21 protein-coding genes are annotated in these 23115 nt (G+C 37.2%); 11 read left to right on the top strand and 10 right to left on the bottom strand.

The genetic code is table 11. The features are described from left to right. The first annotated feature begins 117 nt into the window (after positions 1-117). From ACJJVM_RS02470 to ACJJVM_RS02460, 3 genes are all read left to right on the top strand, one after another. Entirely contained in the window at positions 118-789 is a 672-nt protein-coding gene (locus tag ACJJVM_RS02470; protein ID WP_405210695.1) for a DUF2306 domain-containing protein, read from the top strand. A gap of 78 nt (positions 790-867) precedes the next feature. After that, positions 868-1497 carry a hypothetical protein gene (locus tag ACJJVM_RS02465; protein WP_405210694.1) on the top strand — a complete coding sequence of 210 codons (630 nt, stop codon included), beginning with the start codon at positions 868-870 and terminating at the stop codon, positions 1495-1497. Between the two features lie 6 nt (positions 1498-1503). Continuing rightward, positions 1504-2838: a histidine kinase gene (locus ACJJVM_RS02460; RefSeq protein WP_405210693.1), complete on the top strand. Its 1335-nt coding sequence runs from the start codon at positions 1504-1506 to the stop codon at positions 2836-2838. 105 nt (positions 2839-2943) lie between these two features. Here the strand turns inward: ACJJVM_RS02460 and ACJJVM_RS02455 are convergent, their stop codons facing one another. The 3 genes from ACJJVM_RS02455 to ACJJVM_RS02445 all read right to left on the bottom strand — a co-directional run bounded on the left by ACJJVM_RS02455 (position 2944) and on the right by ACJJVM_RS02445 (position 4735). Continuing rightward, a complete protein-coding gene (locus ACJJVM_RS02455) occupies positions 2944-3789 on the bottom strand; it encodes a TerC family protein (protein WP_035328452.1) in 846 nt (281 codons plus the stop codon). Beyond that, complete coding sequence (locus tag ACJJVM_RS02450; RefSeq protein ID WP_405210692.1) at positions 3789-4172, bottom strand: DNA topoisomerase IV; 384 nt, start codon at positions 4170-4172, stop codon at positions 3789-3791. The genes ACJJVM_RS02455 and ACJJVM_RS02450 overlap by 1 nt, the downstream gene beginning before the upstream one ends. A 113-nt stretch (positions 4173-4285) precedes the next feature. Then, positions 4286-4735 carry a helix-turn-helix domain-containing protein gene (locus tag ACJJVM_RS02445; protein ID WP_405210691.1) on the bottom strand — a complete coding sequence of 150 codons (450 nt, stop codon included), beginning with the start codon at positions 4733-4735 and terminating at the stop codon, positions 4286-4288. 281 nt (positions 4736-5016) lie between these two features. On the opposite strand from ACJJVM_RS02445, the gene ACJJVM_RS02440 reads away from it, so the two are divergent. The 3 genes from ACJJVM_RS02440 (at position 5017) to ACJJVM_RS02430 (ending at position 7283) form a co-directional block, all read left to right on the top strand. Further along, positions 5017-6063, top strand: a complete 1047-nt coding sequence (locus tag ACJJVM_RS02440; protein ID WP_405210690.1) for a M14 family zinc carboxypeptidase — start codon at positions 5017-5019, stop codon at positions 6061-6063. Positions 6064-6197: 134 nt separating this feature from the next. Further along, on the top strand, positions 6198-6680 hold the full coding sequence (locus tag ACJJVM_RS02435) for an Lrp/AsnC family transcriptional regulator (RefSeq protein ID WP_013751723.1): 483 nt from the start codon (positions 6198-6200) through the stop codon (positions 6678-6680). Between the two features lie 81 nt (positions 6681-6761). Further along, positions 6762-7283 carry a DinB family protein gene (locus ACJJVM_RS02430; protein WP_298353942.1) on the top strand — a complete coding sequence of 174 codons (522 nt, stop codon included), beginning with the start codon at positions 6762-6764 and terminating at the stop codon, positions 7281-7283. Here ACJJVM_RS02430 and aroB read toward each other — a convergent pair. Then, entirely contained in the window at positions 7278-8366 is a 1089-nt protein-coding gene (gene aroB / locus ACJJVM_RS02425) for a 3-dehydroquinate synthase (protein ID WP_405210689.1), read from the bottom strand. The genes ACJJVM_RS02430 and aroB overlap by 6 nt on opposite strands. An 89-nt stretch (positions 8367-8455) precedes the next feature. Between aroB and ACJJVM_RS02420 the strand changes: the two genes are divergently transcribed. Then, complete coding sequence (locus ACJJVM_RS02420; RefSeq protein WP_405210688.1) at positions 8456-9625, top strand: proline dehydrogenase family protein; 1170 nt, start codon at positions 8456-8458, stop codon at positions 9623-9625. Here ACJJVM_RS02420 and ACJJVM_RS02415 read toward each other — a convergent pair whose 3' ends face one another. The 3 genes from ACJJVM_RS02415 to ACJJVM_RS02405 are packed head-to-tail and all read right to left on the bottom strand — an operon-like array spanning position 9626 to position 11810. Next, positions 9626-10210 carry a hypothetical protein gene (locus tag ACJJVM_RS02415; RefSeq protein WP_405210687.1) on the bottom strand — a complete coding sequence of 195 codons (585 nt, stop codon included), beginning with the start codon at positions 10208-10210 and terminating at the stop codon, positions 9626-9628. Positions 10211-10222: 12 nt separating this feature from the next. After that, positions 10223-10603, bottom strand: a complete 381-nt coding sequence (locus ACJJVM_RS02410; RefSeq protein ID WP_298353927.1) for a hypothetical protein — start codon at positions 10601-10603, stop codon at positions 10223-10225. 7 nt (positions 10604-10610) lie between these two features. Then, the gene (locus ACJJVM_RS02405; protein ID WP_298353924.1) at positions 10611-11810 is read right to left on the bottom strand and encodes an alanine dehydrogenase; all 1200 of its coding nucleotides are present in this window, start codon (positions 11808-11810) and stop codon (positions 10611-10613) included. 192 nt (positions 11811-12002) lie between these two features. Between ACJJVM_RS02405 and ACJJVM_RS02400 the strand changes: the two genes are divergently transcribed. After that, complete coding sequence (locus ACJJVM_RS02400) at positions 12003-13367, top strand: pyridoxal-phosphate dependent enzyme (protein WP_405210686.1); 1365 nt, start codon at positions 12003-12005, stop codon at positions 13365-13367. 174 nt (positions 13368-13541) lie between these two features. After that, the gene (locus ACJJVM_RS02395) at positions 13542-14819 is read left to right on the top strand and encodes a DUF2851 family protein (RefSeq protein ID WP_405210685.1); all 1278 of its coding nucleotides are present in this window, start codon (positions 13542-13544) and stop codon (positions 14817-14819) included. Positions 14820-15040: 221 nt separating this feature from the next. On the opposite strand, the gene ACJJVM_RS02390 is transcribed toward ACJJVM_RS02395, so the two are convergent. Next, positions 15041-16633, bottom strand: coding sequence for a peptide chain release factor 3 (locus tag ACJJVM_RS02390; RefSeq protein WP_405210684.1), 1593 nt, complete (start codon positions 16631-16633; stop codon positions 15041-15043). A 515-nt stretch (positions 16634-17148) separates the two neighbouring features. On the opposite strand from ACJJVM_RS02390, the gene ACJJVM_RS02385 reads away from it, so the two are divergent. Together ACJJVM_RS02385 and ACJJVM_RS02380 are read left to right on the top strand one after the other, a co-directional pair. Then, entirely contained in the window at positions 17149-21402 is a 4254-nt protein-coding gene (locus tag ACJJVM_RS02385) for an Ig-like domain-containing protein (protein WP_405210683.1), read from the top strand. Further along, positions 21329-21952 carry a T9SS type B sorting domain-containing protein gene (locus tag ACJJVM_RS02380; protein WP_405212159.1) on the top strand — a complete coding sequence of 208 codons (624 nt, stop codon included), beginning with the start codon at positions 21329-21331 and terminating at the stop codon, positions 21950-21952. Before ACJJVM_RS02385 ends, ACJJVM_RS02380 begins: the two co-directional genes overlap by 74 nt. Before the next feature lie 219 nt (positions 21953-22171). On the opposite strand, the gene ACJJVM_RS02375 is transcribed toward ACJJVM_RS02380, so the two are convergent. Then, positions 22172-22681: a hypothetical protein gene (locus ACJJVM_RS02375; protein WP_405210682.1), complete on the bottom strand. Its 510-nt coding sequence runs from the start codon at positions 22679-22681 to the stop codon at positions 22172-22174. 43 nt (positions 22682-22724) lie between these two features. After that, positions 22725-22853, bottom strand: a complete 129-nt coding sequence (locus ACJJVM_RS02370; protein WP_405210681.1) for a hypothetical protein — start codon at positions 22851-22853, stop codon at positions 22725-22727. Between the last annotated feature and the right edge of the window lie 262 nt (positions 22854-23115).

Genomic DNA, 23115 nt, shown 5'->3' with positions numbered 1-23115 from the left:
CAACTCGGTAGCTTATTTGTTCAATTGGGTCGTATGGTTTTTGTAATCCTTAAGTTACGGTTCATATTTGTAGTGTCAATCAATAGCCGATATCCTCAACATCAAAATATATCAATTATGGACTATGCTACTTTCTTTAAGATATTTATCACGCTACACGCAGTAGGTGGGTTTATTTCTCTCATCTCTGGTACTATTTCTGTCATTGCTCGTAAGGGTAATGTGTGGCACAAAAAGTCTGGGATGATTTTTTATTATGGGATGCTTACAGCGGGTATTTCGGGTATTGTGGCTTCGCTACTGCCAGATCACAACAATCCGTTTCTGTTTGTGGTAGGACTCTTTAGTGTCTATCTCGTGCTTTCTGGGTACAGAGCGCTTAGGTTTAAGAGCGTGCGCAAAATGGCAGATCTACGCTGGGACAAAGTGATCTCTTGGTCTATGGCTATCATAGGTTTAGGTATGGTAGGTTACGGATTGTATCTCGTTTTTAAAAGTTTTACAATGGGCTGGGTGCTTGTGGTTTTTGGCACCATCGGCTTACTTAACGCCATAAATGATTTAAGAGCAATGCGAGATTTAAAACTATTGCGCAAGAAATACTTACGACTACATATAGCAAAAATTTCTGGGGCATACATTGCTGCTTTTACAGCCTTTTTTGTTACAAATAGCGTGTTACCGTCATTGTTGAGTTGGCTATTACCTTCGGTTTTTGGGATAATTTTCATCTCTTACTGGATGCGTAAGACGAGACTTGGTAAGAAAATTACAGCTGAGACTGTATAAATGACAATTGGGTAGATTACGCTTTCGCAAAAGCGTACTTAAAACCATCTTTACATCATCAATCAAAACAACACTATTATGAAACACTTACTTATTATTATCGCATTATGCAGCAGTACCTTCCTTGTAGCTCAAACTAAATATGAGCAGGGTATGCGCAAAGCAATGGAACTCTGGGATCAAGATAAACTTGATGAAGCTTCAAATCTTTTTGAGCGTATCGCAACGGTAGAAAAGGATAACTGGTTGCCCTCGTACCACGTGGCACAAATAGCCATTGTGAAGAACTGGCGAGATTTTGAAAACCAAAATGAAACAACGCTTAAAGTAAATGGAGATAAGGCGCAGGAGTATATCAATGCAATGCGTACGATAGAAAAAGATAACCCGTATGCAGATTATCTACAAGCGCAGCTATATACCGTGTGGGTAGCTTATGATGGTATGAAGTACGGAATGAAATATGCCGGTACCATAGGCGAACTGTACCAGAAAATGGTTAAGAAAGATCCAGATAATCCCATTTTTATAGCAGATAAGGCACAGTGGGATATGGGGAGTGCAAAGTACTTTGGCAGCTCAATAGAACCGTATTGCGCAGAGTTAAAGCGCGCCATTGAGCTTTTTGCTACCTTTAAACCTGAGACGGAGTTCCATCCCAAAGGAAATGTAAAAAGAGCTTTAGAAAGTGCAGAGGCTTGTAATTAAGAAGAAATGAAGTATTATCTAACAGAGTTTGCAAAGGCAAATATTGTAGGCTTAACCATATTTATCGTTCATAGTATCATACTGTATGTGCTGGGTAACCCTTGGTATGGAGATGGAGTGATAACCTTTTTTATCCAAAATCAAATCTTTTCTGTAGCGCTGTATGCAGTAAATACGATGGTTATAGTAAACTTTAGAAAACGTTTTACCGCTACTCTGTGGAATTTTAAGGTGCTTACTTATGCGCTTATTGCGCATATTGCTGTGACTTTAGTTACGGTGTTTGTACTGCGATTACTACTTATCACAAGGTATTACAACATTCCTTTAGAACAATATTGGGCTAGTGAAGGTCTGGAGGATTATATATTTCCTTTTATAATAACAGCTGTCGCAACTACCTCGTTTTATGCGGTGAGTCGCTGGAAGAGAAAGCAAGAGAGTAAAGTAAAGGAATCTAAAATTATTGCAGGAGCCGCTTCTGCAAAGTTTGATGCACTTAAAAATCAGCTGGATCCTCATTTTTTATTCAACAGTTTAAATGTGCTGGCAAGTCTTATTGAGGAAAACCCAAGACAGGCAACCAAGTTTACCACTTCGCTTTCAAAAGTATACAGATATGTACTGGAGCAAAAAAATAAAGAACTAGTGCCTCTAGAAGAGGAGCTTGCCTTTGCTCGTACGTATATGAATCTTATCAAAATGCGTTTTGAAGACAGTATTGTGGTAGACATACCAGAGCAATCTTCTCACTCAGAGTACAAGGTGGTGCCGCTATCGTTACAATTACTATTAGAAAATGCTGTAAAGCATAACCAAGTCACTCCTTCAAATAAGCTTCATATAAGAATCTATGAAGAGGGAAATACGCTATATGTGACTAATAACATCCAGAAAAAACAAGTAGTCAAGAAGAGTAGCGGTGTAGGTTTACAAAACATACGCCAGCGCTACGGCCTGCTTACGAGTAGTGATGTTGTTATAAAAGATGATGGTGCAAACTTTCAAGTAGGTGTGCCGTTACTTACACAAGCTGGACAAGCTAGTTTTGAACCTAAGCAAACAGAGTATCTAGAGGATAAACGTTATCAACGTGCAAAAAAGAAGGTAGAAGAACTCAAAGGATTTTACATACACTTCACTATTTATGCAATTATGGTGCCTGTCTTTATTTATTTTAATGTGATGTCTACCAGTTTTCCTTGGGCACTTTTTCCTATACTAGGATGGGGCTGGGGTGTTGTAGGTCACGCCTCTGAGGTGTATGGCTGGAGCCCTATATTTAATAAAACTTGGGAAAAACGCAAGATAGAAAGACTTATGGATGATGATGATTTCTAAGTTGTAAAACTAAGCTCCATAAAATAAATCGATAATTTATCACATAAAAAAAAGTGTCTTTAAGCCGTAGCCTAAAGACACTTTTTACATTCTGTAAGAAAGATGTTAGTCCTTTTTAAGGTGCTCTACATTTTTCTTCATTTGTATTTGTGCTCCAGAGTCTTTTGTTTTCATCGCTCTGTATTTGAAGTTTATAAACTCTACCAGTAATGAGAAGGCAATCGTAAAGTATAAATAACCCTTAGGGATGGCTCCTACGCTTGATCCAAAGATTTCTAGGTGTGATAGGTGCGCGCCTTCTGCAATAAGCATAAAACCTATTAAAATTAAGAATGACAGCCCTAAAATCTGTAAAGATGGGTGCTTTGCAATAAAGTTTCCTACAGGGTTTGCAAAGAGCATCATTATCCCCACAGAGATAACAACTGCTATCACCATAATGATTAATGCATCTGTTGGATTGTCAGAGAGTCCGTTAGTCATCCCGACAGCCGTAAGTATAGAGTCAAAAGAGAATACAAGGTTGATTACTGCAATTTGTACAATGGCATTACCTAGCGTAGTAGAGCTCTTTTTTGAAATCTCTTCTTCTTCTAGTCCTGTTTCATCCACCTTCTCGTGTATCTCGTGTACAGACTTCCAGATAAGGAAGATACCTCCTGCAAGAAGTATAACCGCTTGCCAGCTTATCCCTCCTGTTATCCAGCTTGCGTTTATATGCCAGAAAGGAGCACTTAAGGCCACAAGCCACGATATCCCAAAAAGTAATGCGATACGCATACCCATTGCAAGTGCAAGACCAATATTAGTCGCTTTTTTACGATCCTTTTGCGGAAGCTTTTCTGCGGCGATAGATATAAAGATGATGTTATCTATACCTAATATGATTTCAAGAAAGGTAAGCGTAAGCAGTGCAATCCAAGCATCTGCAGTGGTAAGAATGTCAAACATTAGTTAGTCGTTTTTTTTGCGGTTCCGCGTTGTTTGTTGGTTTCTCCTACGAGGGAGTACTCAAAGGTATAAAAATCTCCGTCAGTAGCTATGATTTTCATATGGAGTGCTTTTTCTTCACTCATACTTTTTGGGTTCAACTTCTTAACGATGTACTCACAATCATTAATCCATCGCACAGAAGAGGAGTCTGCTTTACCGTTAAAAAAATCTACTTCAAGAGTATCGTTACGTGTAAATGTTGTGGCTACAAGTTCGCCATCTAGAAGTGTCTCAAAAGTAAAGGTGCCGGTCTTAAAATTTGCGCAATCTCGCTCTGGACTTTTACAGCTTAAAGCGAAAAAAAAACAAGCAGCAACCGAGTAAAAAAAGATACGTTTCATAGACTACAAAAATAATATACAAAGAGTTGGAACTCGTAATTTGAGACCTCTTTTTTAGAAGGTTTTAAATTGCCGAAAATGACCTAGGTTATTTAATTAGATAATGAGATAAACTACATTTCATAACTTTCAAAAGTTCCATCTTCTAAGAAAATAATCACTCTCTTAATTACCGATTTTGATGAAGAAAAAGTGCCTATATTTTCTATGCTTTTTTGAGCTGTTTTTGGGGTCTGCTCTTCGGTAGTTTTTTGGAGCGAGTTGGAGAGGTTTTTTTGTGAGTTTTCTTGTGGCTCAATTATCGTTTTTTCTAGAGTAGGAGGGGGCGGTTTTGGAGTGGTTTTCTTCCCGTAAAGTAACCATTCTAATTCTACATTTGGAAAGGTGTCTACTACCTTCATAACAAAGTCTAAGCTGGGCTTGTTTCTGCCCGCCATAAGGTGGGAAATTGTTGCACGACCTACAGATAGTTTTTCTGCAAATGATGTGGCGCTAAGCTCGTGTGACTCCATAATTTTTTGAAGTCGCTTTGCAAATTTTGTATTGTCAAGTAGTGTTTCCATTTGTATACAACAAAGATACGTTACAATTGTAAACTATGGCAATCTATACTTGTTAAACATAAAATTTACTTATAAATAGATTAAAGTTTCAGTTTATATTTTAATATTTAAGTAACTGATTTACAATGTAAAAATTATAATGAGTATGAATTTTATCTATTTGAACTGTATTTTACAATAGTAACGCTCCATTTGTGTAAAGAATCCTTGTTTACAATTGTAACGCAACACTTGTAAGAGCTAATTTCAAAAAAAGTATCTTTGTCATTCAAAGTAAGATTATGATATTATCTAAGGTTTTAGAAGAGTTTGTAAGTTGCCGTGAGAAAGCTATTTCTGGTCGCTACATTTTGCCAGAATTTATTACAAATTTTGTTGAAAATTTACCAGAAGAATTTACTGTTTCTATAGAAGGTAAGTCTGTGGAAAAACGTCCTATTTATTCGGTAAAATTTGGATCTGGAAAAACTAAAATTTTAATGTGGTCACAGATGCACGGTAACGAATCTACAACCACAAAATCTGTACTTGATTTTTGTAATTTTTTACAAAAAAATGAGCATCAAAATGATGTGAAAAATGTGCTTGATAATTGTACGTTTTTTATGATCCCTATGCTTAATCCTGACGGGTCAAAAATGTGGACTAGAAATAATGCAAACGACGTAGATCTTAATCGAGATTCTCAAGATTTGAGTCAGCCAGAATCAAAATTATTACTTCAGGTTTTTAATGATTTTAAGCCAGATTTTTGTTTCAACTTACACGGGCAACGCACCATTTATGGTTTTGAAAATACAGGTAAACCATCTATACTTTCCTTCCTTGCACCTTCGGCAAATGAGGAAAGAAATTTTACATTTTCGCGTAAGCAATCTGCTAGTGTAATCACACATATTTTTAAAAATTTGCAAGACGATTTAAGTGGAAATATAGGGCTATATAATGATGCTTTTAATAACAATTGTGTGGGAGATGCTTTTCAAGAAGCTGGGGTAGCAACCGTACTTTTTGAAGCAGGTCATTACCCAAATGACTATGCTCGCGAAAAAACACGAGCATACATTTTTGCATCATTATTGTATGCTATTGAGGCTTGTCAAAAAGATATATCCTACCCCGTTGAGGATTATAAAATGATACCAGAGCATAGTAAGTGTTATTGTGATTTGCATAGTAAAGGAGTAGCTATTGAGAAATCGCAGTATAAAGAAACGGTAGAAGATGGAGCTATTTTATTTACTCCAGAACCTCTTGGAGAGGTGCTAGGTACAGGTGTTTTTTGTCATCAAGAAGTAGATAGTGCATCTAGCTTCAAACTTGTGTAGTATAGTCTCGATTTAAGGTAAAAAATAGGGGGTAAAAAGTTTACGATAACGTTTTAGTAAATAAGAGGCGCTTGTTGCAGAATAATCAGTAATATTCTATTATTTTTGCATTATATTCAAAAAACGCAGATACAATGGCAAAGTTCAAATTAGACGAAGTAGACCACCAGATACTCGATATGCTTATCGAGAATACAAGAACTCCTTTTACAGATATAGCAAAAAAATTACTCATCTCTGCAGGTACTGTACACGTACGTGTTAAGAAGATGGAAGAAGCGGGAATTATCACAGGTTCCTCACTTACACTAGATTACGGAAAATTAGGCTATTCTTTTATAGCATACGTGGGTGTATATATTAATAAGACATCACAAACTACTTTTGTGCTTGAGCGCATTGCTCAAATCCCGTTTGTAACTGTCGCTCACGTAACTACAGGTAAGTTTAATATCTTCTGTAAAATAAGAGCAAGAGATACGAATCACGCAAAGAATGTTATATTCTTACTAGATGATATAGATGGTGTATATCGTACAGAAACGATGATCTCGCTAGAAGAGAGCATTAATGACAAGAAAAGATTAATGCACTCTATCTTTCAAGATCTAGTATAATTAGAACCGCAGAATATTTTAAAACCCTTTCTCACAACGAGAAAGGGTTTTTTATTACTTTTAACTTAAATTTTTTAGACTATGACAACGCGAGCAGAAGTTAAAGAGCCAGAATATAACACCTACTATAATCAGTATATCTCTCAGGTACCAGAAGAAACAGATTTACTTGAGGCATTACAATCTGGGCTAGATTTTACCGTGTCGTTTTATAATAGTTTATCAGAAGAGCAATTACTCTTGCGTTATGCGCCTGGTAAATGGACTCCTAAAGAGGTATTGTTACACCTTATAGACACTGAGCGCATATTTTCATATCGTGCATTACGCTTTTCTAGAATGGACGCTACGCCTTTGCAGGGTTTTGAGCAAGATGATTTTGTGGCTTCAAGCAATGCAAATGAGCGTACTATATCATCTCTACTTGAGGAGTATGCTAGTGTGCGTCTAGCAAGCTTAAGTCTCTTTACATCTATGACAAAAGAGACTGTGCGTGTAATAGGAGAAGCAAGTCAAAGCCCGTTAAGCCCTCGCGCAGCAGGATTTATAATCGCGGGTCACGAGCGTCACCACATTACCATAATTAAAGAAAGGTATTTATAAAGTAGCTTGCTGTGTGCTCTCTAGATAATGATCAAAGGCCTTATATATAAGTTCGTTTGGAGCTTGTTTGTCTATAACGGCACTTCCTATACTTTCTAGAAGTACAAAATTTATATTACCATTTGTATTTTTCTTATCGTGCTTGAGGTATTCTATAATGGGTTCTATGTCCGCTTTCGCGAAAGCGACCTCCTCATACATATCATTAAGCGTAGTTGTAATATCATCTAGCGCATCCTTACTAAGCCCCGTAAGCTCCACCGAAAGGTAGCTTTCTAAAATCATCCCAATTGCTATTGCCTCTCCGTGTAAAAGCGTCTTTCTAGTGTCTGAAGCTAGGCAGTATGACTCAATAGCGTGACCCAGTGTGTGGCCGTAATTGAGGGTTTTTCTAATGCTTTGTTCTCTAGGGTCTTGAAGTACAATTTCATTTTTTATGATGATGCTCTCATAGATGAGTTGGCTCAAATCATCTGTGGTCATCTCGCTCAAGTTTTTAAGCTTGTTCCAGTAAGATTGATCTGCAATGAGTCCGTGTTTATACATTTCTGCAAGGCCAGAACGGAGTTCTTCTGGTGGTAATGTTGCCAGAAAGCCACCGTCTATAAGTACCATTTGTGGGTTGTTTATAACACCTATGAGATTTTTAAGTGTGCCTAGATCAACACCTGTTTTGCCACCTACACTGGCATCTACCATAGAGAGAAGAGAGGTCGGGACATTTATAAAGTCCATACCACGTTTAAAAGTACTTGCTACAAAGCCACCTAGATCTGTAACAACTCCTCCACCTACGTTAATCACAAGTCCTTTTCTATCTGCATCTAGTGTTGCTAGGGCATCCCAAACTCCACTACAGGTTTCTATCGTTTTATTAATCTCACCGTGTGGTATCTCTATGACTTCTATAGGTATTTCGGTAGCTAGATTGCCTAAAAAAGGAGCGAGACAATCTTCGTGGGTATGATCATCTACTATTACAAATATCTTACTGTAAGAGCTTTGGAGTAATAGTACATTAAGGGCATCATATCCAGATTGATTAAAAACGATATCGTATGAGGCAGCTTGAATGGTAGTCATTATAATGTAATTTTAACAGTTGCAAATTACTCACTTTTGGTTTAAAAAAGTGTAATCTAGATGTATATTTGTCTAACTAATTTAAGCATATGCAAACCTCTCTTTTTGATAATACAGAAAATGCCTTTAAGCTCAAATCTGATAGTGAGTTAGAACGCGCGTACTTTCTTTTTAAAATGATTTCTAAAGAACCACTTGTGCGCATAGGTACAGCAGCAACTCGTTTTGCACTTAATGCAAACCTGCCTGTAGAAGGTCTTATACGATCTACTGTTTTTGATCACTTTTGTGGAGGTGTTAATGAAGAAGACTGTATGACATCTGTAGATAAACTGTACAGTGCAAATGTGTGTTCTGTTCTAGATTATTCTGTAGAGGGTAAGGAAGAAGAAGCTTCTTTTGACGAGTGTATGAATAAAGTAATAGGTCTTGTAGAGTTTGCAGATGAGAAAGATGCAATGCCTATCGTGGTTTTTAAACCTACTGGTGTAGGTCGTTTTGCAATCTGGCAAAAGCTTACAGAAGGAACTGAACTTACCTCAGAAGAACAGGTAGAATGGGAGCGTATTAAAGAGCGTATGCACGCTATATGTAAGATAGCAAAAGAGCGTGATGTAGAGGTGCTCATAGATGGAGAAGAATCGTGGATGCAAGATGCCGCAGATGATATGGTGGCAGAGCTTATGGCAACTTACAACAAAGAAAAACCCATTGTCTATAATACCTTACAGTGTTACCGTCACGACCGCTTAGAGTACTTGAAAAAACTACACCTTGAAGCGCGTGCTAGAGATTTTAAAATAGGTATGAAAATCGTGCGAGGTGCCTATATGGAAAAGGAAAATAAACGCGCTAAAGAAAAAGGATATCCAACGCCCATATGTAAAGATAAGCGCGCTACAGACGAAAACTTTAATGCGACGATGCGTTATATTTTTGAAAATATAAATGACATCTCTCTATTTTTAGGAACACACAATGAAGACAGTTCTTTACTTGCAGTGAAGCTTATGGGGGAGATGGGAATCGCAAAAGATGATAACCGAGTTTGGTTTGGACAATTATATGGTATGAGTGATCATATAAGTTTTAACCTATCTCTTGAAGGGTATAATGTGGCAAAATACCTTCCCTTTGGCCCCGTAAAAGATGTAATGCCATACCTCATACGTCGCGCCGAAGAAAATACCTCTGTAGCGGGACAAACTAATCGTGAGCTAGAGCTTATTAAAGCAGAGCGTAAGAGAAGAAAGTTATAGTTATTCTTCTAGTGGCTTAGTGCTGTTGTTTTCTCGGTTAGTATAAAGATCTATTGCCTTGAGGTAGTTAAGGCCGCCTTGAAGTGTTTGATCTATCATAAAACCATCTAGCTCCTTGTGATTATTTACTATCCACTGGGTAAGACCTTCCTTTTGCTCGGTCCATAATTTCCAGTCAGTATTGATAAAATCAACATTATCAATCCTACTTATTTTACCATTAGTAAAATGTACTAAATGTTTAGTAACAAGAGGATTGTTTCTTAAAAACTCAAATCGTTTAGAGCTTGCAGATATAGTTACGAGAAGGTCATTTTCTTGTTGCTCAATATTAATAATCTTTACCTGAGGCACAAATACAGAATCCCATTTAAAATGAGTTTTAAAAGTCTCTGGTGTAAAATTCATTACATAATTACCTTCAGTGATTGTGAGGCTGTCTGAGAGCTGAGTCTCTATTAATTTATAATCACCATTATTAAAGCCGCTGTAGTAATTTTTTACCGTCGCAATACGTGAAGCTTCTTTTGAGGAACAAGCACTTATAACTAGTAGTAGAAGTATAGCGTATGTTGCTGTTCTCATAGTGGTATAGCGTTATTCTTTAATTTCTTTTATAGAAACTATGCGTACCGACTCTTCACAATTATCTAGCGTCATTTTAAGATCTTTACCAGTTTCATCCTCTCCGGTAATCACATAAAAACCACAAGGCTCTTTGCGTGTCTCGCTTTCACCAAAGTCTACTTCTCCTAGTTTTAAAAGTCTATTTATAGTTACAGTGTCACGTTGCATAGACGCAAGCTCTGCTGTAGCATCTGGTGACAATGTATAGGGTTTAATTCGTAAGTTTTTTAAAACCCGCTGCTGCGGAAAATAGGCACAACTTGTTTTTTTACCGCTAAAAAAGAATGCGAGTACGATAAGTCCTATAGAAAAACCACCTAGGTAATAACCTATACGTTTTAGAATGTGCATATGCTTGCTAGAAAATCAAAAGGTTGATGTCTCGGTGAGAAAGATTAAACCAGTCTGCTACCGATTTTTTGGTTAAAATACCGTGGTAAAAATACAATCCATTTTTTAATCCTCGGTCAAAGCGCAGCTTATTTTCTATACCACCTTCCTCTGCAATATCTAGTAAGTAAGGAGTAAAAATATTACTAAGTGATACAGAAGCCGTACGCGCAAATCTAGCAGGTATATTAGGCACGCAATAATGAGTCACTCCGTGTTTTTTATATGTAGGAGCATCGTGTGTTGTTACTTCAGAAGTTTCAAAGCAACCACCCATATCTATACTTACATCTATAATGACAGCTCCATTCTTCATTCCTTCTACCATCACCTCACTTACAATAACAGGAGCGCGATTTGCGCCTCTTACAGCACCTATAACCACGTCGCATCTTTTTAATGCTTTTACAAGGTTTTTAGGCTGTATGGTAGAAGTGTATAGTGGTCTCCCTACATTAGTTTGTATAGAGCGTAGTTTAGTAATAGAGTTGTCAAATATTTTTACGTTTGCTCCAAGACCTATAGCAGATCTAGCGGCAAATTCTCCCACAGTTCCCGCACCTATTATAACAATCTCTGCAGGTGGCACACCACTTATATTGCCTAGTAGCATACCAGTACCTGTTTCTGAGCTAGACATAATTTCGGCAGCCATTTGTACAGCAGCGGTTCCTGCTATTTCAGAGAGTGTACGTACGGCAGGGTAAGTACCATCTTCGTCTTTTATAAACTCAAAGGCAAGTGCTGTGATGCGCTTGCTAGCAAGGGTTTCAAAATATTTTTTTTCTTGTGTTTTAATTTGCAAGGCAGATATGAGTACCGTCTGTGGGTTCATCATCTCGATTTCCTCTAGTGAAGGCGGTTCTACCTTTAAGATCATAGGGCAAGAAAAAACCTTTGCGGTATCTTTTGTGATCTCGGCACCGTTTTCTGAGTAATCTTTATCGGTATATCGAGCGCCCTTTCCAGCCTTAGACTCTACCATTACACGGTGGCCATTTGCAGTAAGCGCACCTACAGCATCTGGCGTGAGACATACACGTCGCTCTTGAAAATGCGTCTCTCTAGGGATGCCTATAAAGAGCTCGCCACGTTTCTTTTCGACCTCAAGGCATTCTTCTTGAGGAAGTAACATTTCTTTGGTAAAGGGTGAGCTGCTCGTGTCCATTGTAGTTTGGTAAGTAGTTACTCAAAAGTAAGGAATTATTTACCAAAACTTTACTTATAGTCCCCTAGAGGTGCTTATAGAGATTTGTATTGCGCTTTCGCGAAAGCGTACTCATACCCTTACTAATTATTTGTAATGCGGGTGATGCATCTGCGTCTTACTAAGTATCTTTGCAATCAAAAATTAAAGGAGATGAACTACGCCGAAAATATATTAGGAACTATAGGAAACACACCTATGGTAAAGATGAACGCACTTGTAAAAGACTTGCCTTGTCTTGTCCTTGCAAAGTATGAGACTTTTAACCCTGGTAACTCTGTAAAAGACCGTATGGCTTTACAGATGATAGAAGATGCAGAGGCAGATGGAAAACTTAAACCAGGAGGTACAATTATAGAAGGTACATCTGGTAACACAGGTATGGGGCTCGCTCTTGCGGCTATTATAAAGGGATATAAGATGGTTTGTGTTATTTCAGACAAGCAGTCTAAAGAAAAGATGGACATATTGAGAGCTGTGGGGAGTGAGGTAATTGTTTGTCCTACTAATGTAGAGCCAGATGATCCAAGGTCATACTACTCGACATCTGCACGTCTGGCAAAAGAAACGCCTAATAGCTGGTATGTTAACCAGTATGACAACCCTAGTAACGCAAAAGCACATTACCAAAGCACGGGTCCAGAAATATGGGAGCAAACCGAAGGTAAGGTTACACACTTTATAGTGGGTGTAGGTACCGGAGGAACAATTTCTGGAGTAGGTAAATATCTTAAAGAACATAACCCTAATGTAAAAGTATGGGGAGTAGATACCTATGGATCTGTATTTAAAAAGTATCACGAGACGGGTATTTTTGATGAGAATGAGATTTATCCATATATCACAGAAGGAATAGGAGAGGATATTTTACCAAAAAACGTAGATTTTTCTATTATAGATGGATTTACTAAGGTGACAGATAAAGATGCCGCAGTATATACAAGAAGACTAGCAAAGGAAGAGGGGATGTTTTTAGGAAACTCTGCCGGGTCTGCCATAAAGGGGTTACTGCAACTTAATGAAGAAGGTAAATTTGGCCCAGATGACGTAGTGGTGGTTCTTTTTCACGATCACGGTAGTCGTTATGTGGGTAAAATGTTTAATGATGACTGGATGCGTGAGCGCGGTTTCTTAGATCAAGAGTATAAGGTTGCTAGTGATCTTATTAAAAACCACATAGATAAACCATTAATTACTGTAAAAACAGAAGAGCTTGTATCGCACGCTATAGAGCGTATGCGTGAGTTTAAAATATCTCAAATCCCTGTAGAAGATACAACTGGCATAGTAGGGTCTGTAGATGAGGCCGACCTTTTTAGAGCCTATATGGAAAATAATGATGTGGCAGATACACCTATTAAAGACGTTATGGGAGCTCCATATCCAGTAGTTCAAAAAACTGCAGTTATTTCTGAAGTGTCAAAACTTATCACAAAAGAAAATAATGCAGTGCTTGTAGATCTGGGAGAAGGTAAACATCACATAATTACAAAGCACGATATCATAAACGCTATCTAGTCGTTGCATAGATAAGGTAAGAGCTAAAGAGGTGGACATTGTCTACCTCTTTTTTTTTCGACCTCATAGAAGTAATAGTGCATCCTTATACTATTGATTTACAATCTAATTGCTTGTAAATAGTAACATTAGTTGTGAGAATTTTCTATTTTAGAACCTTAATACTTGGTGTCTATGCAAGAAGATTTTCTTCATTATTTATGGAAATTTAAGAAGTACGCTTTCGCGAAAGCGAAAACCATCACAGGCGTACCTATAACCTTAGTAGCCACAGGACAACATAATGAACTCTCGGGTCCAGATTTTTTTAATGCAAGTTTGCATATAGGTGATCAGTTATGGGCAGGAAATGTAGAGATACACTTAAAATCTTCTGACTGGTATGCTCATCATCACGAGAGTGATCCAGCATATGACAATGTGATACTGCACGTAGTCTGGGAGCACGATGTTGAGATTTATAGAGCAAATAATGACGCCATACCCACTCTGGTTCTTAAAGATTATGTCTCACCACAGGCGCTCGAGAGTTATGAAAAGCTATTTGCAAATCAATCTCAAAAGTGGATAAATTGTGATGTAGATATCAAGCGTGTGCCAGATATGATAGAAAATAACTGGCTGGAGCGTTTATATTTTGAAAGACTAGCTCGCAAAACCGACCTTATCAAGCCTTTGCTAGAGATGGTAAATAATGACTGGGAGGCTACATTTTTTATATTGTTACTCAAAGGCTTTGGGACCAAAATCAATGCAAGTTCTTTTCAATCAATAGGAGAGAAGCTCCCTTTTTCTGTAATACGTAAATGTGCTCCAGAGCCCTTTAAGCTAGAGGCGTTATTGCTTGGTATGGCAAACCTCCTGCCAGAAGATACTATAGATTCTTACCCTATGCAGCTGCAGGGTGAATTTGAATTTATACTACATAAATTTTCTCTTGACAGTAGTGGTATTTTGCCCGTGCAGTTTTTTAAATTGCGTCCAGATAATTTTCCCACCATACGGTTATCTCAAATAGCGCAACTATATCACAAGCATCCTAATTTATTCAGTAAAGTGATGACTGCAAAAAGCGTAGAGGAATTATACTTGCTTTTTGATATAAAAGCGTCCTTATATTGGGATACACATTATTCTTTTGGAAAAGAACAAAAGAAACGAGTAAAAAAGCTCACAAAATCTTTTGTAGATATTTTGCTTATCAATGCGGTCTTGCCGTTACGTTTTTATTATTCACAATATCTAGGGAAAGATGAAGGTGAGTTGTTGCTCAAAATGATACAAACTATAAAGCCTGAAAAAAATAGTGTCATTAAGAAATTTGAACAGATTAGAGCAAAAGCAAAAAACGCCCAAGAGACTCAGGCGCTTTTAGAATTAAAATCTCAATATTGTGATGTAAATAAATGTCTATCGTGTGCTATTGGAAATTTCCTCATAGCAGATAGTTAAATTCTATTGTATACGTGGTAAATATAACTTCTATTAATTATAGATTTTACTAATTAAAAATTAATAACAATAAATTAAAATTATTAAAATTCAGTTCTTTTAAAGGTTTTTAATGGGTTTTTAAATTTAAACCACCCACTTGTAGTGGTATTGCCTTAAAAAACTCTTAGAGTCGCTTAAAATGAATATTTTATAAAATTTTAATTTTTATGTCTCATTGTTTAATCTTTAAATTCACTCACGTAGTGCATTTTTACAGATGGATATTTTTGTTGAGTCATCTGTAAAGTAAAAGGGGAGTCGGCAAGAAATACGAGTTGACCTCTTTTGTCTTTGGCCATAAAACGCTGTTTAACTCTCAAGAATTCTTTAAATTCTTCACTTTTTGGGTCTTCTGGATCTACCCAGCAAGCTTTTGATACGCCTAGAGGTTCATATGTACATTTTGCGCCATACTCGTGCTCTAGTCTGTATTGTATTACTTCATATTGTAATGCACCTACGGTACCTATAACCTTTCTTCCGTTGAGTTCTAGTGTAAATAATTGTGCTACACCTTCATCCATAAGTTGATCTATACCTTTTGCTAACTGCTTAGATTTCATAGGGTCAGCATTGTTTATATATCTAAAGTGTTCTGGAGAGAAAGCAGGTATACCTTTATAGTGTAGTATTTCTCCAGAGGTTAAGGTGTCGCCTATTTTAAAGTTACCTGTGTCGTGTAAGCCCACAATATCACCAGGGTAAGAGATGTCTACAATTTCCTTACGCTCTGCAAAAAATGCATTAGGACTTGAAAATTTTAGGTTTTTCTTATTACGTACGTGCAAGTATGGTTTATTACGCTCAAAAACACCAGAAACAATCTTTATAAAGGCAAGTCTATCTCGGTGCTTAGGGTCCATATTTGCGTGTATTTTAAATACAAATCCAGAAAAAGCATCTTCATTAGGTAAAACAAGGCGCTCCTCGCTCATTTTAGGCCTTGGTGGCGGTGCAATCTTTACAAAACAATCTAAGAGCTCTCTCACTCCAAAATTATTTAACGCCGACCCAAAAAACACAGGTTGTTGATGTCCAGCTAGATAGTCTTCTTGATTAAACTCGGGGTATACGCCTTGCACAAGTTCAAGTTCTTCTCTTAAATCATTTGCAGATTTCTCACCAACGAGTTCATCTAGTATGCTGTCTTGCAGGTCTGATACCTTAATAGTTTCTTCTATATTCTTTCTACTATCACCACTAAAAAGATTGACATTCTTCTCCCATAAGTTGTAAATACCTTTAAAGTCGTAGCCCATACCTATAGGAAAACTTAATGGAGTCACTTTAAGGTGTAGCTTTTCTTCTATTTCATCAAGCAGTTCAAAAGCGTCTTTACCTTCACGATCCAGCTTGTTTACAAACACGATCATAGGTATATTACGCATTCTACACACCTCTACAAGCTTCTCTGTTTGTGGTTCGACCCCTTTTGCTACGTCTACCACTACAATTACACTATCTACAGCTGTGAGTGTTCTAAAGGTATCTTCGGCAAAATCTTTGTGTCCTGGTGTATCAAGTATGTTTACTTTAATACCATTATACTCAAAGGCTAGTACAGAAGTGGCTACAGATATACCACGCTGGCGCTCTATTTCCATAAAGTCACTAGTTGCTCCTTTTTTAATTTTATTGGATTTTACCGCTCCGGCTTCTTGTATTGCTCCTCCAAAAAGGAGTAGTTTTTCTGTAAGAGTAGTCTTTCCTGCATCTGGGTGAGATACAATCCCAAAGGTTCTTCTACGTGCTATTTCTTTTTTGAAACTCATAAGATGTGCATTCTATTAGCTTGCAAATATACTATATAGTGGTTAGTGTTTAGTTATTGATACAGAGCACTTGTGATAGTTTGATTTGTGGTAATAAGTGTTTGATATGTAGCGTTTTGAGGGGTTCGCTTTCGCGAAAGCGTTAAGATATTATTTTGATATTAGAGGATTTAAGTTGCAAACATTTCTGTTGAACTGCTTTTTTTGTGTATTTTACCGAGTATAAAATGCAATTGGACTAAAAGTTGATTTTTCAAATTTCGAATTTCAATAATGACGTATATTTGTATCCCCAACTTAGAATGACATAAATTAACTAAATCTCAAATTGAGGTTTTTGAAGTTTTTTTTGATTTTTTTGTTGTGGTCTATTTTATTGCAAACCTGCACAAAAACATAAGTAATGTGTTTTCTCACAGAACTTAAATCACTAAAATTTTTTTAAACCAATTTTGAGTCGAATTGATTTCGTACTTAAAATGTATAATTATGCTTTTGCATAATAATTGAATAAGATGAAAAGAAAATTACAATTAAGCAGTTTTATTAAAATCTCTTGTATTGCTATTGTTGCAATGTTAAGTTGTTTTGAGGTGAGCGCACAGTCGCAATCACCCTCAATTACTTCTGGTGTGACGTTTGATTATAGCGATGTTCAAGATGTTAATAATGATGGTTTTATTACTGGTTTAGAGAGAAATAGACCAGCTACTATTAGGTCTATTAGTGTTGGGTCAAATGTGTATAATACATTTGTAGTTCCTTCTAATTACCAGTTAACTAGGCTAGGAAGTTCTGGACATAATCCAAATGGAATTTACCGTAATGGAAGTCTTATCGTTAATACGAGTTCGACAGCTACACTTAATATTAATGATTCTAATACTTGGGATGATGCTGCATTAGACGCATTTCAGGACAAAAATTTAAATCATTATTTTACTTCAAATCCAAATGGAGCTAATTTTTGTGGTAATTTTTCTGCGGCTGCAACTACAAATGCTCAAAAGCAAACCTTGTTTTATAGTCCTGCAATACCATCTAATCAGGATGGTGTTCTTGCAGTTACTGAGCGTGGTGGTAACAACTGTTACTATATAGAGATGTGGGGAACGCCGGCAGGTGGTGGTCCTGAGCAAAAATTAGGAGAGACATTTGTGAGAACAAATGGAGACTTAAGAACTGCAAATGTGCAGCCTCCTAATCAAGGAACAGCAGCTAGTGGAGATGAGTCTGATTACTGGGCTTCTGGTAGAATGCTTGAAAACGGACAAACTATAGCAATAGCGCTTTTTGAGTTAAACGATATTGCACCTGTAGGGTCAAAAATTTCAAGAGTTGAATTTGTTGCTGCATCTAATGACCACGGAGATGGAAAGTTATTTATACTTCAGAAATATGCTGTAGATCAATTAGAGATAGGGTGTCTTGATGAGATGTTTGAAGGAAATATTGATCTTTCTAATAATGTGCCAGATGGTTCTCATTATACATTAGTAGATGGTCCTTCTCCAGCAGGAGCTGGATTTAATCTAAATGGAGATGGTACTTTTAGTTATACGCCTCAACCAGGTTTTACTGGTGATGTGGTTTTTGAATATCAAGTGTGTTTACCTGCGCCTAACTCTAGTGTATGTGATAGAGCTTTTGTAACTCTTAATTATGTAAGTCCTCCAGAGGCTGCGATTGTTGATTTAGATTGTAATGCAAACGGAACAACAAATCTAATAGTTACTAGTCCTTTAGGAAGTAACTTAGAATATTCTATAAATAACGGACCTTTCCAGTCTAATACTACTTTTTCAAATTTATCTGAAGGTTCATACATTGTAACCGTACGTGATATAAATACGGGATGTTTTCAAGCATCTGCATCTGGTTTTGTTATAGAAAATCTAGAGGTAGCAGTACCTATAGATGTTACAGATGTTAGTTGTTTTGGTGGAGATGATGGTGCGATTAATCTTGAGCCATCTGGTGGTACGCCTCCTTATGAGTTTGAGTGGAGTAATGGAGCAACCACAGAGGATATAAGTGGTTTAACTGCGGGTTCTTATACCGTTGTTGTTACAGATTCTTTTGGATGTGAGCTTGAGGCAACTGCAGTTGTAAGTGGTCCGGCGATGGCTGTAAGTATCGCTCCTGATACCGTGATTACAGATGTTTCTTGTTTCGATGGTAACGAAGGCGCTATAAATATAACACCTCAAGGAGGAACAGCTCCTTATACTTATATATGGAGTAATGGTGCTACTACTCAAGATATTTCAAATCTAGAAGCGGGTTCTTATACAGTAACAGTAAAAGATTCACGACAGTGTGAGGCTGAGGCTACATTTACAGTTGAGCAACCTACTGCAGCATTAGCAGAGTCAGCTTCAATAACTAATGTATTGTGTAATGGAGATAGTACTGGTGTTGTTCAATTAACAATAACAGGAGGAACACCTCCTTACTCTTATGAGTGGAGTGATGGATCAACTTCTGCAACATTAGAAGATGTTGCTGCTGGTAGTTATTCTGTTACTGTGACTGATGCTAATGATTGTGAGCTTCAAGAATCTTATACTATTACTGAGCCAGACTCACCTTTAAGTATAAATCTTACAAGAGAAAATGCAACTACAGCTCAAAATTGTGAAGACGGAGTAGCAACTGCAGCGGTTACTGGAGGAACAGCTCCTTATTCATATCTATGGAGTAACGGTGCAACTGTTGCAACTATTTCAGATCTTTCTGATGGTACATATTCTGTAACTGTTACAGATGCAAATGGTTGTGAGCTTACTCAAAGTGTTGTTGTAGACTGTATAAACACTTGTGATGCAGTTATCGCTATTGGTACTGTAACAGATGTGTTATGTGCAGCAGAAGAAACTGGTTCAACTACTGTAAGTGCTAGTTCTGAGGCAAATCCAGACGCTCTTTTTACATTTACTTGGAGTAATGGTGAGGTTGATGCAGGTGTAACTGCTAGTACATTAAATAATATAGGTGCTGGTGTTTATACGGTGAGTGTTACTATAGATGGTACTGTGTGTCAGCCAGTAGAGCAAAGTGTGACAATATCTGAACCAAGTTCAGCTGTAGGGGTTGCGATTTCTACAGAAGATGAAACGGGCCCTGGTCTATCTAATGGTGAGGCTACAGCTTCTGCTAATGGAGGGGTGGCGCCTTATACATACTCTTGGAGTAATGGAGCAACCACAGCTCAAATTGAAAATTTAAGCCCTGGAGATTATACTGTAGAAGTTACAGATGATAATGGGTGTACAGTTGAAAGTACTGTAACTATTAATCCTGGAAGTTGTAATAACTTAGCAATTACTACAGGGGTAGAAGATGTAACTTGTAATGGTTTTTCAGATGGTTCTATTACATCAACGACAACCGGAGGAAATGGTCCATTTACTTATTCTTGGAGTAATGGAGCGACAACAGAAAATATTAATGATGTAACAGCTGGTTCTTACACAGTTACAGTTACTGATACTTTTACAAATTGTACTGCTCAGTCAACAGTTACGGTAAACGAGCCTACGGTCTTAAGTGCTGGTATAGCTGTTAATAATGTATTGTGTTTTGGAGAGTCAACAGGTTCTTTAAACCTTACTGTTTCTGGAGGTACTTTAGATTACTCTTATGAATGGAGTAGTGGTCAAACTATTGAGGATTTAACAGGCTTACCTGCGGGTAGTTATTCAGTAGTTGTAACAGATGGGAATGGTTGTACAACTACAGCATCTGCTGTAATAAGTGAGCCTACTAGTGCTGTGACTGCTGATGTGTCAAGCACAAACGAAAACGGAGCAACTTCTAATGATGGTACTGCAACTGCAATCCCAGAAGGGGGTACGCCGCCGTACACTATATCTTGGAGTAATGGTGAAACTTCAGAAACTATTAGTGGTCTTGATGCTGGTGATTATACAGTTGTTGTAACAGATGCTAATGGTTGTAGATATGAAGAAACAGTTACTGTAGCTTCTACAAATCAAGTTCCTGCTCCTGTAAACGATTCGGCAACTACAAATGAAGATACAGCTGTAGAAATTGATGTTACGGATAATGATAATTTTGGATCTGACGGTCCAAATGATTCTGTAATAGTTATAACAGAACAACCAGATAATGGAACAGTTACAGTTGATGATGGTGGAACACCAAATGATCCAACTGATGATTCTGTAATTTATACTCCAGATCCAGACTTTAATGGGACTGACACTTTCGAATATGAAATTACTGATAGCAATGGAGACTCTGAGACTGCTACTGTAGTAGTAACAGTAACTCCAGAGGCTGATGTTGTAGATGACGCTGAGACAACACCTGAAGATACACCAGTAGTAATTGATGTATTAGATAATGATGGTTTTGATCCTGCTGCTGATGTAGAGGTAACTGATGTTACAGATCCTGCAAACGGAACTGTAGTAATCAACGATGATGGAACAGTAACGTATACTCCAGATCCTGATTTCAACGGAGAAGATACTTTTGAATACACAGTAACTGTAACAAACCCTGATGGAACAACAACTACTGAGACTGCTACTGTAGTAGTAACAGTAACTCCAGAAGAAGATGTTGTAGATGACATTTACGATAGATGGTACGGTAGAAGATCCTCAGATTGGGGTGAGCTACAGCTATGCGTGGACACTAGATGGTGCATTGATATCACTAGATCCTGTGGTGACTGTAGATGCTGCAGGAACCTACCAGGTGCTGGTCACAGCTACGTATGTAGATGGTACGGAGTGTGATTACCTAGCAGAGGCGGTATATACGGCAGAGAGTGCGCCGGTGTTTGAGGCGATTGTATTAGAACCTTCTTTTAACAGTAGCGGATTGTACACGGTAGAGGTGATAAACATCACGGGAGCAAATCCTACCTCTGAGTATGAGTTTGCACTAGATGATGGTCCGTTCCAGAGTAGTACGACTTTTACAAATGTGACTCCGGGGACCCACACCATTTTTGGGAGACTGGCAAGTGGTAACTGTTCTATCTCTGAGTTTGAGATAGGGATTATAGATTACCCACGTTTCTTTACACCTAATGCAGATGGCTTCCACGATACGTGGAATATTATAGGGCTAGGCGTGGATCCTAACCTGAATGCGAAGATTTTTATCTTTGATAGATACGGGAAGCTCTTAAAACAGTTGAGCCCTACAAGCCCAGGATGGGACGGTACCTTTAATGGACAACCGATGCCGAGTAACGACTACTGGTTTAGAGTAGAATTTACAGAGGTAGATGACTTAGGCACACAGAGAACGGTTAATGGTCACTTTACGTTGAAGCGATAGGTAACCATAATGTTCTAGCATAAAAAAACTCCCTACAGAGCTGTAGGGAGTTTTTTTATGAAGTTCTTTTAGCCTTAATTTTTAGAAGCTATATATAATAACTTAATTTATATTTAATAGGGGAGTGGCTACTTTCGCGGAAGCGTAAAACAAGTTATAAGGATCTTATAGTATGTATATTTATTATCTAAACTAATGAGTGATTTTTATAAAATAGGTTTAAGAGACATCCTTTTCTTCTTCCTCTTCTTCTATAATCTCATCGTCTTCATCATTAATTAGTTTTAGGTCTAAAGGAGAGTCTGCAGGTATTGTAACAATTTTACCATTCCAACGTACACGTTTGAGCTCTTGATCTAGATTTACACCATATAAACGATCAAAGATTTTTGTTCTTATTGTATACGTTATAGCTGCGACAACGGCAATAATAGGTATGATAATGTAGAATTCATCATCATCTGCAAATTGTAAATCTTCGTTGATTGTACTATAAATCTGGAAAACATACATCGCTATTGGGACTAAAATAGAATGATACCACCAGTGTTTACAAGTGAAAAACCAGATTAATAATAAGATAAAGGGAACAACTTTGCTAAAAACTACCCAAACTAAGATTTGAATACTCTCGTAATAATTACTGTGTATCGCACCAAACAAAGAGGATTCCCAAGTTTTTACATCTGGGAATCCTTGATAAACATATGAGAGTATAGGTGATAACACTATACATAAGGCAATAATAGTACCTATAGATAAATTTTTTCTTTTATCCGTTACTTGGTGCTTTAACTCTTGCTTTTTCGATTGCTTGTTCTGCATTTTCTGTAATGGCAGTGTACGTTAATGCTGTTGCTCCTGCGATAAGCAGGCCTAATAGTAAAGCTTTAATTTTCATAATTTAGAGTGTTTTGAGTATTAATGATTTGTTGATACAAACATCACCCAATTCTTTTAAATTATAACCAATTGCTTTTTTTTGTATATTCGCGCCCTTTTTGAAAAAAAATACGCGAAAACAACATATTACACTTGTTAGGGGTTATCTATTAAAATACTATTTTTCGATTAAAAGTTTTATGTTATGTTTTTTATCAATAAGTAAAATTCAATTATCAGAAAAAACTTACATTTTAATTAAATCAGATTAACATAATTTT

The organism is Dokdonia sp. Asnod2-E02, assembly GCF_045063915.1.
GTDB lineage: Bacteria > Bacteroidota > Bacteroidia > Flavobacteriales > Flavobacteriaceae > Dokdonia.
The sequence above is the reverse complement of the archived record's forward strand: the minus strand, read 5'-3'. Positions and strand labels throughout refer to the sequence as shown.

Excerpts from the sequence above, each read along its gene's own strand:
- ACJJVM_RS02470 (WP_405210695.1), top strand. The coding sequence starts at position 118 with ATGGACTATGCTACTTTCTTTAAGATATTTATCACGCTACACGCAGTA.
- ACJJVM_RS02465 (WP_405210694.1), top strand. The coding sequence starts at position 868 with ATGAAACACTTACTTATTATTATCGCATTATGCAGCAGTACCTTCCTT.
- ACJJVM_RS02460 (WP_405210693.1), top strand. The coding sequence starts at position 1,504 with ATGAAGTATTATCTAACAGAGTTTGCAAAGGCAAATATTGTAGGCTTA.
- ACJJVM_RS02455 (WP_035328452.1), bottom strand. The coding sequence starts at position 3,789 with ATGTTTGACATTCTTACCACTGCAGATGCTTGGATTGCACTGCTTACG.
- ACJJVM_RS02450 (WP_405210692.1), bottom strand. The coding sequence starts at position 4,172 with ATGAAACGTATCTTTTTTTACTCGGTTGCTGCTTGTTTTTTTTTCGCT.
- ACJJVM_RS02445 (WP_405210691.1), bottom strand. The coding sequence starts at position 4,735 with ATGGAAACACTACTTGACAATACAAAATTTGCAAAGCGACTTCAAAAA.
- ACJJVM_RS02440 (WP_405210690.1), top strand. The coding sequence starts at position 5,017 with ATGATATTATCTAAGGTTTTAGAAGAGTTTGTAAGTTGCCGTGAGAAA.
- ACJJVM_RS02435 (WP_013751723.1), top strand. The coding sequence starts at position 6,198 with ATGGCAAAGTTCAAATTAGACGAAGTAGACCACCAGATACTCGATATG.
- ACJJVM_RS02430 (WP_298353942.1), top strand. The coding sequence starts at position 6,762 with ATGACAACGCGAGCAGAAGTTAAAGAGCCAGAATATAACACCTACTAT.
- aroB (WP_405210689.1), bottom strand. The coding sequence starts at position 8,366 with ATGACTACCATTCAAGCTGCCTCATACGATATCGTTTTTAATCAATCT.
- ACJJVM_RS02420 (WP_405210688.1), top strand. The coding sequence starts at position 8,456 with ATGCAAACCTCTCTTTTTGATAATACAGAAAATGCCTTTAAGCTCAAA.
- ACJJVM_RS02415 (WP_405210687.1), bottom strand. The coding sequence starts at position 10,210 with ATGAGAACAGCAACATACGCTATACTTCTACTACTAGTTATAAGTGCT.
- ACJJVM_RS02410 (WP_298353927.1), bottom strand. The coding sequence starts at position 10,603 with ATGCACATTCTAAAACGTATAGGTTATTACCTAGGTGGTTTTTCTATA.
- ACJJVM_RS02405 (WP_298353924.1), bottom strand. The coding sequence starts at position 11,810 with ATGGACACGAGCAGCTCACCCTTTACCAAAGAAATGTTACTTCCTCAA.
- ACJJVM_RS02400 (WP_405210686.1), top strand. The coding sequence starts at position 12,003 with ATGAACTACGCCGAAAATATATTAGGAACTATAGGAAACACACCTATG.
- ACJJVM_RS02395 (WP_405210685.1), top strand. The coding sequence starts at position 13,542 with ATGCAAGAAGATTTTCTTCATTATTTATGGAAATTTAAGAAGTACGCT.
- ACJJVM_RS02390 (WP_405210684.1), bottom strand. The coding sequence starts at position 16,633 with ATGAGTTTCAAAAAAGAAATAGCACGTAGAAGAACCTTTGGGATTGTA.
- ACJJVM_RS02385 (WP_405210683.1), top strand. The coding sequence starts at position 17,149 with ATGAAAAGAAAATTACAATTAAGCAGTTTTATTAAAATCTCTTGTATT.
- ACJJVM_RS02370 (WP_405210681.1), bottom strand. The coding sequence starts at position 22,853 with ATGAAAATTAAAGCTTTACTATTAGGCCTGCTTATCGCAGGAGCAACA.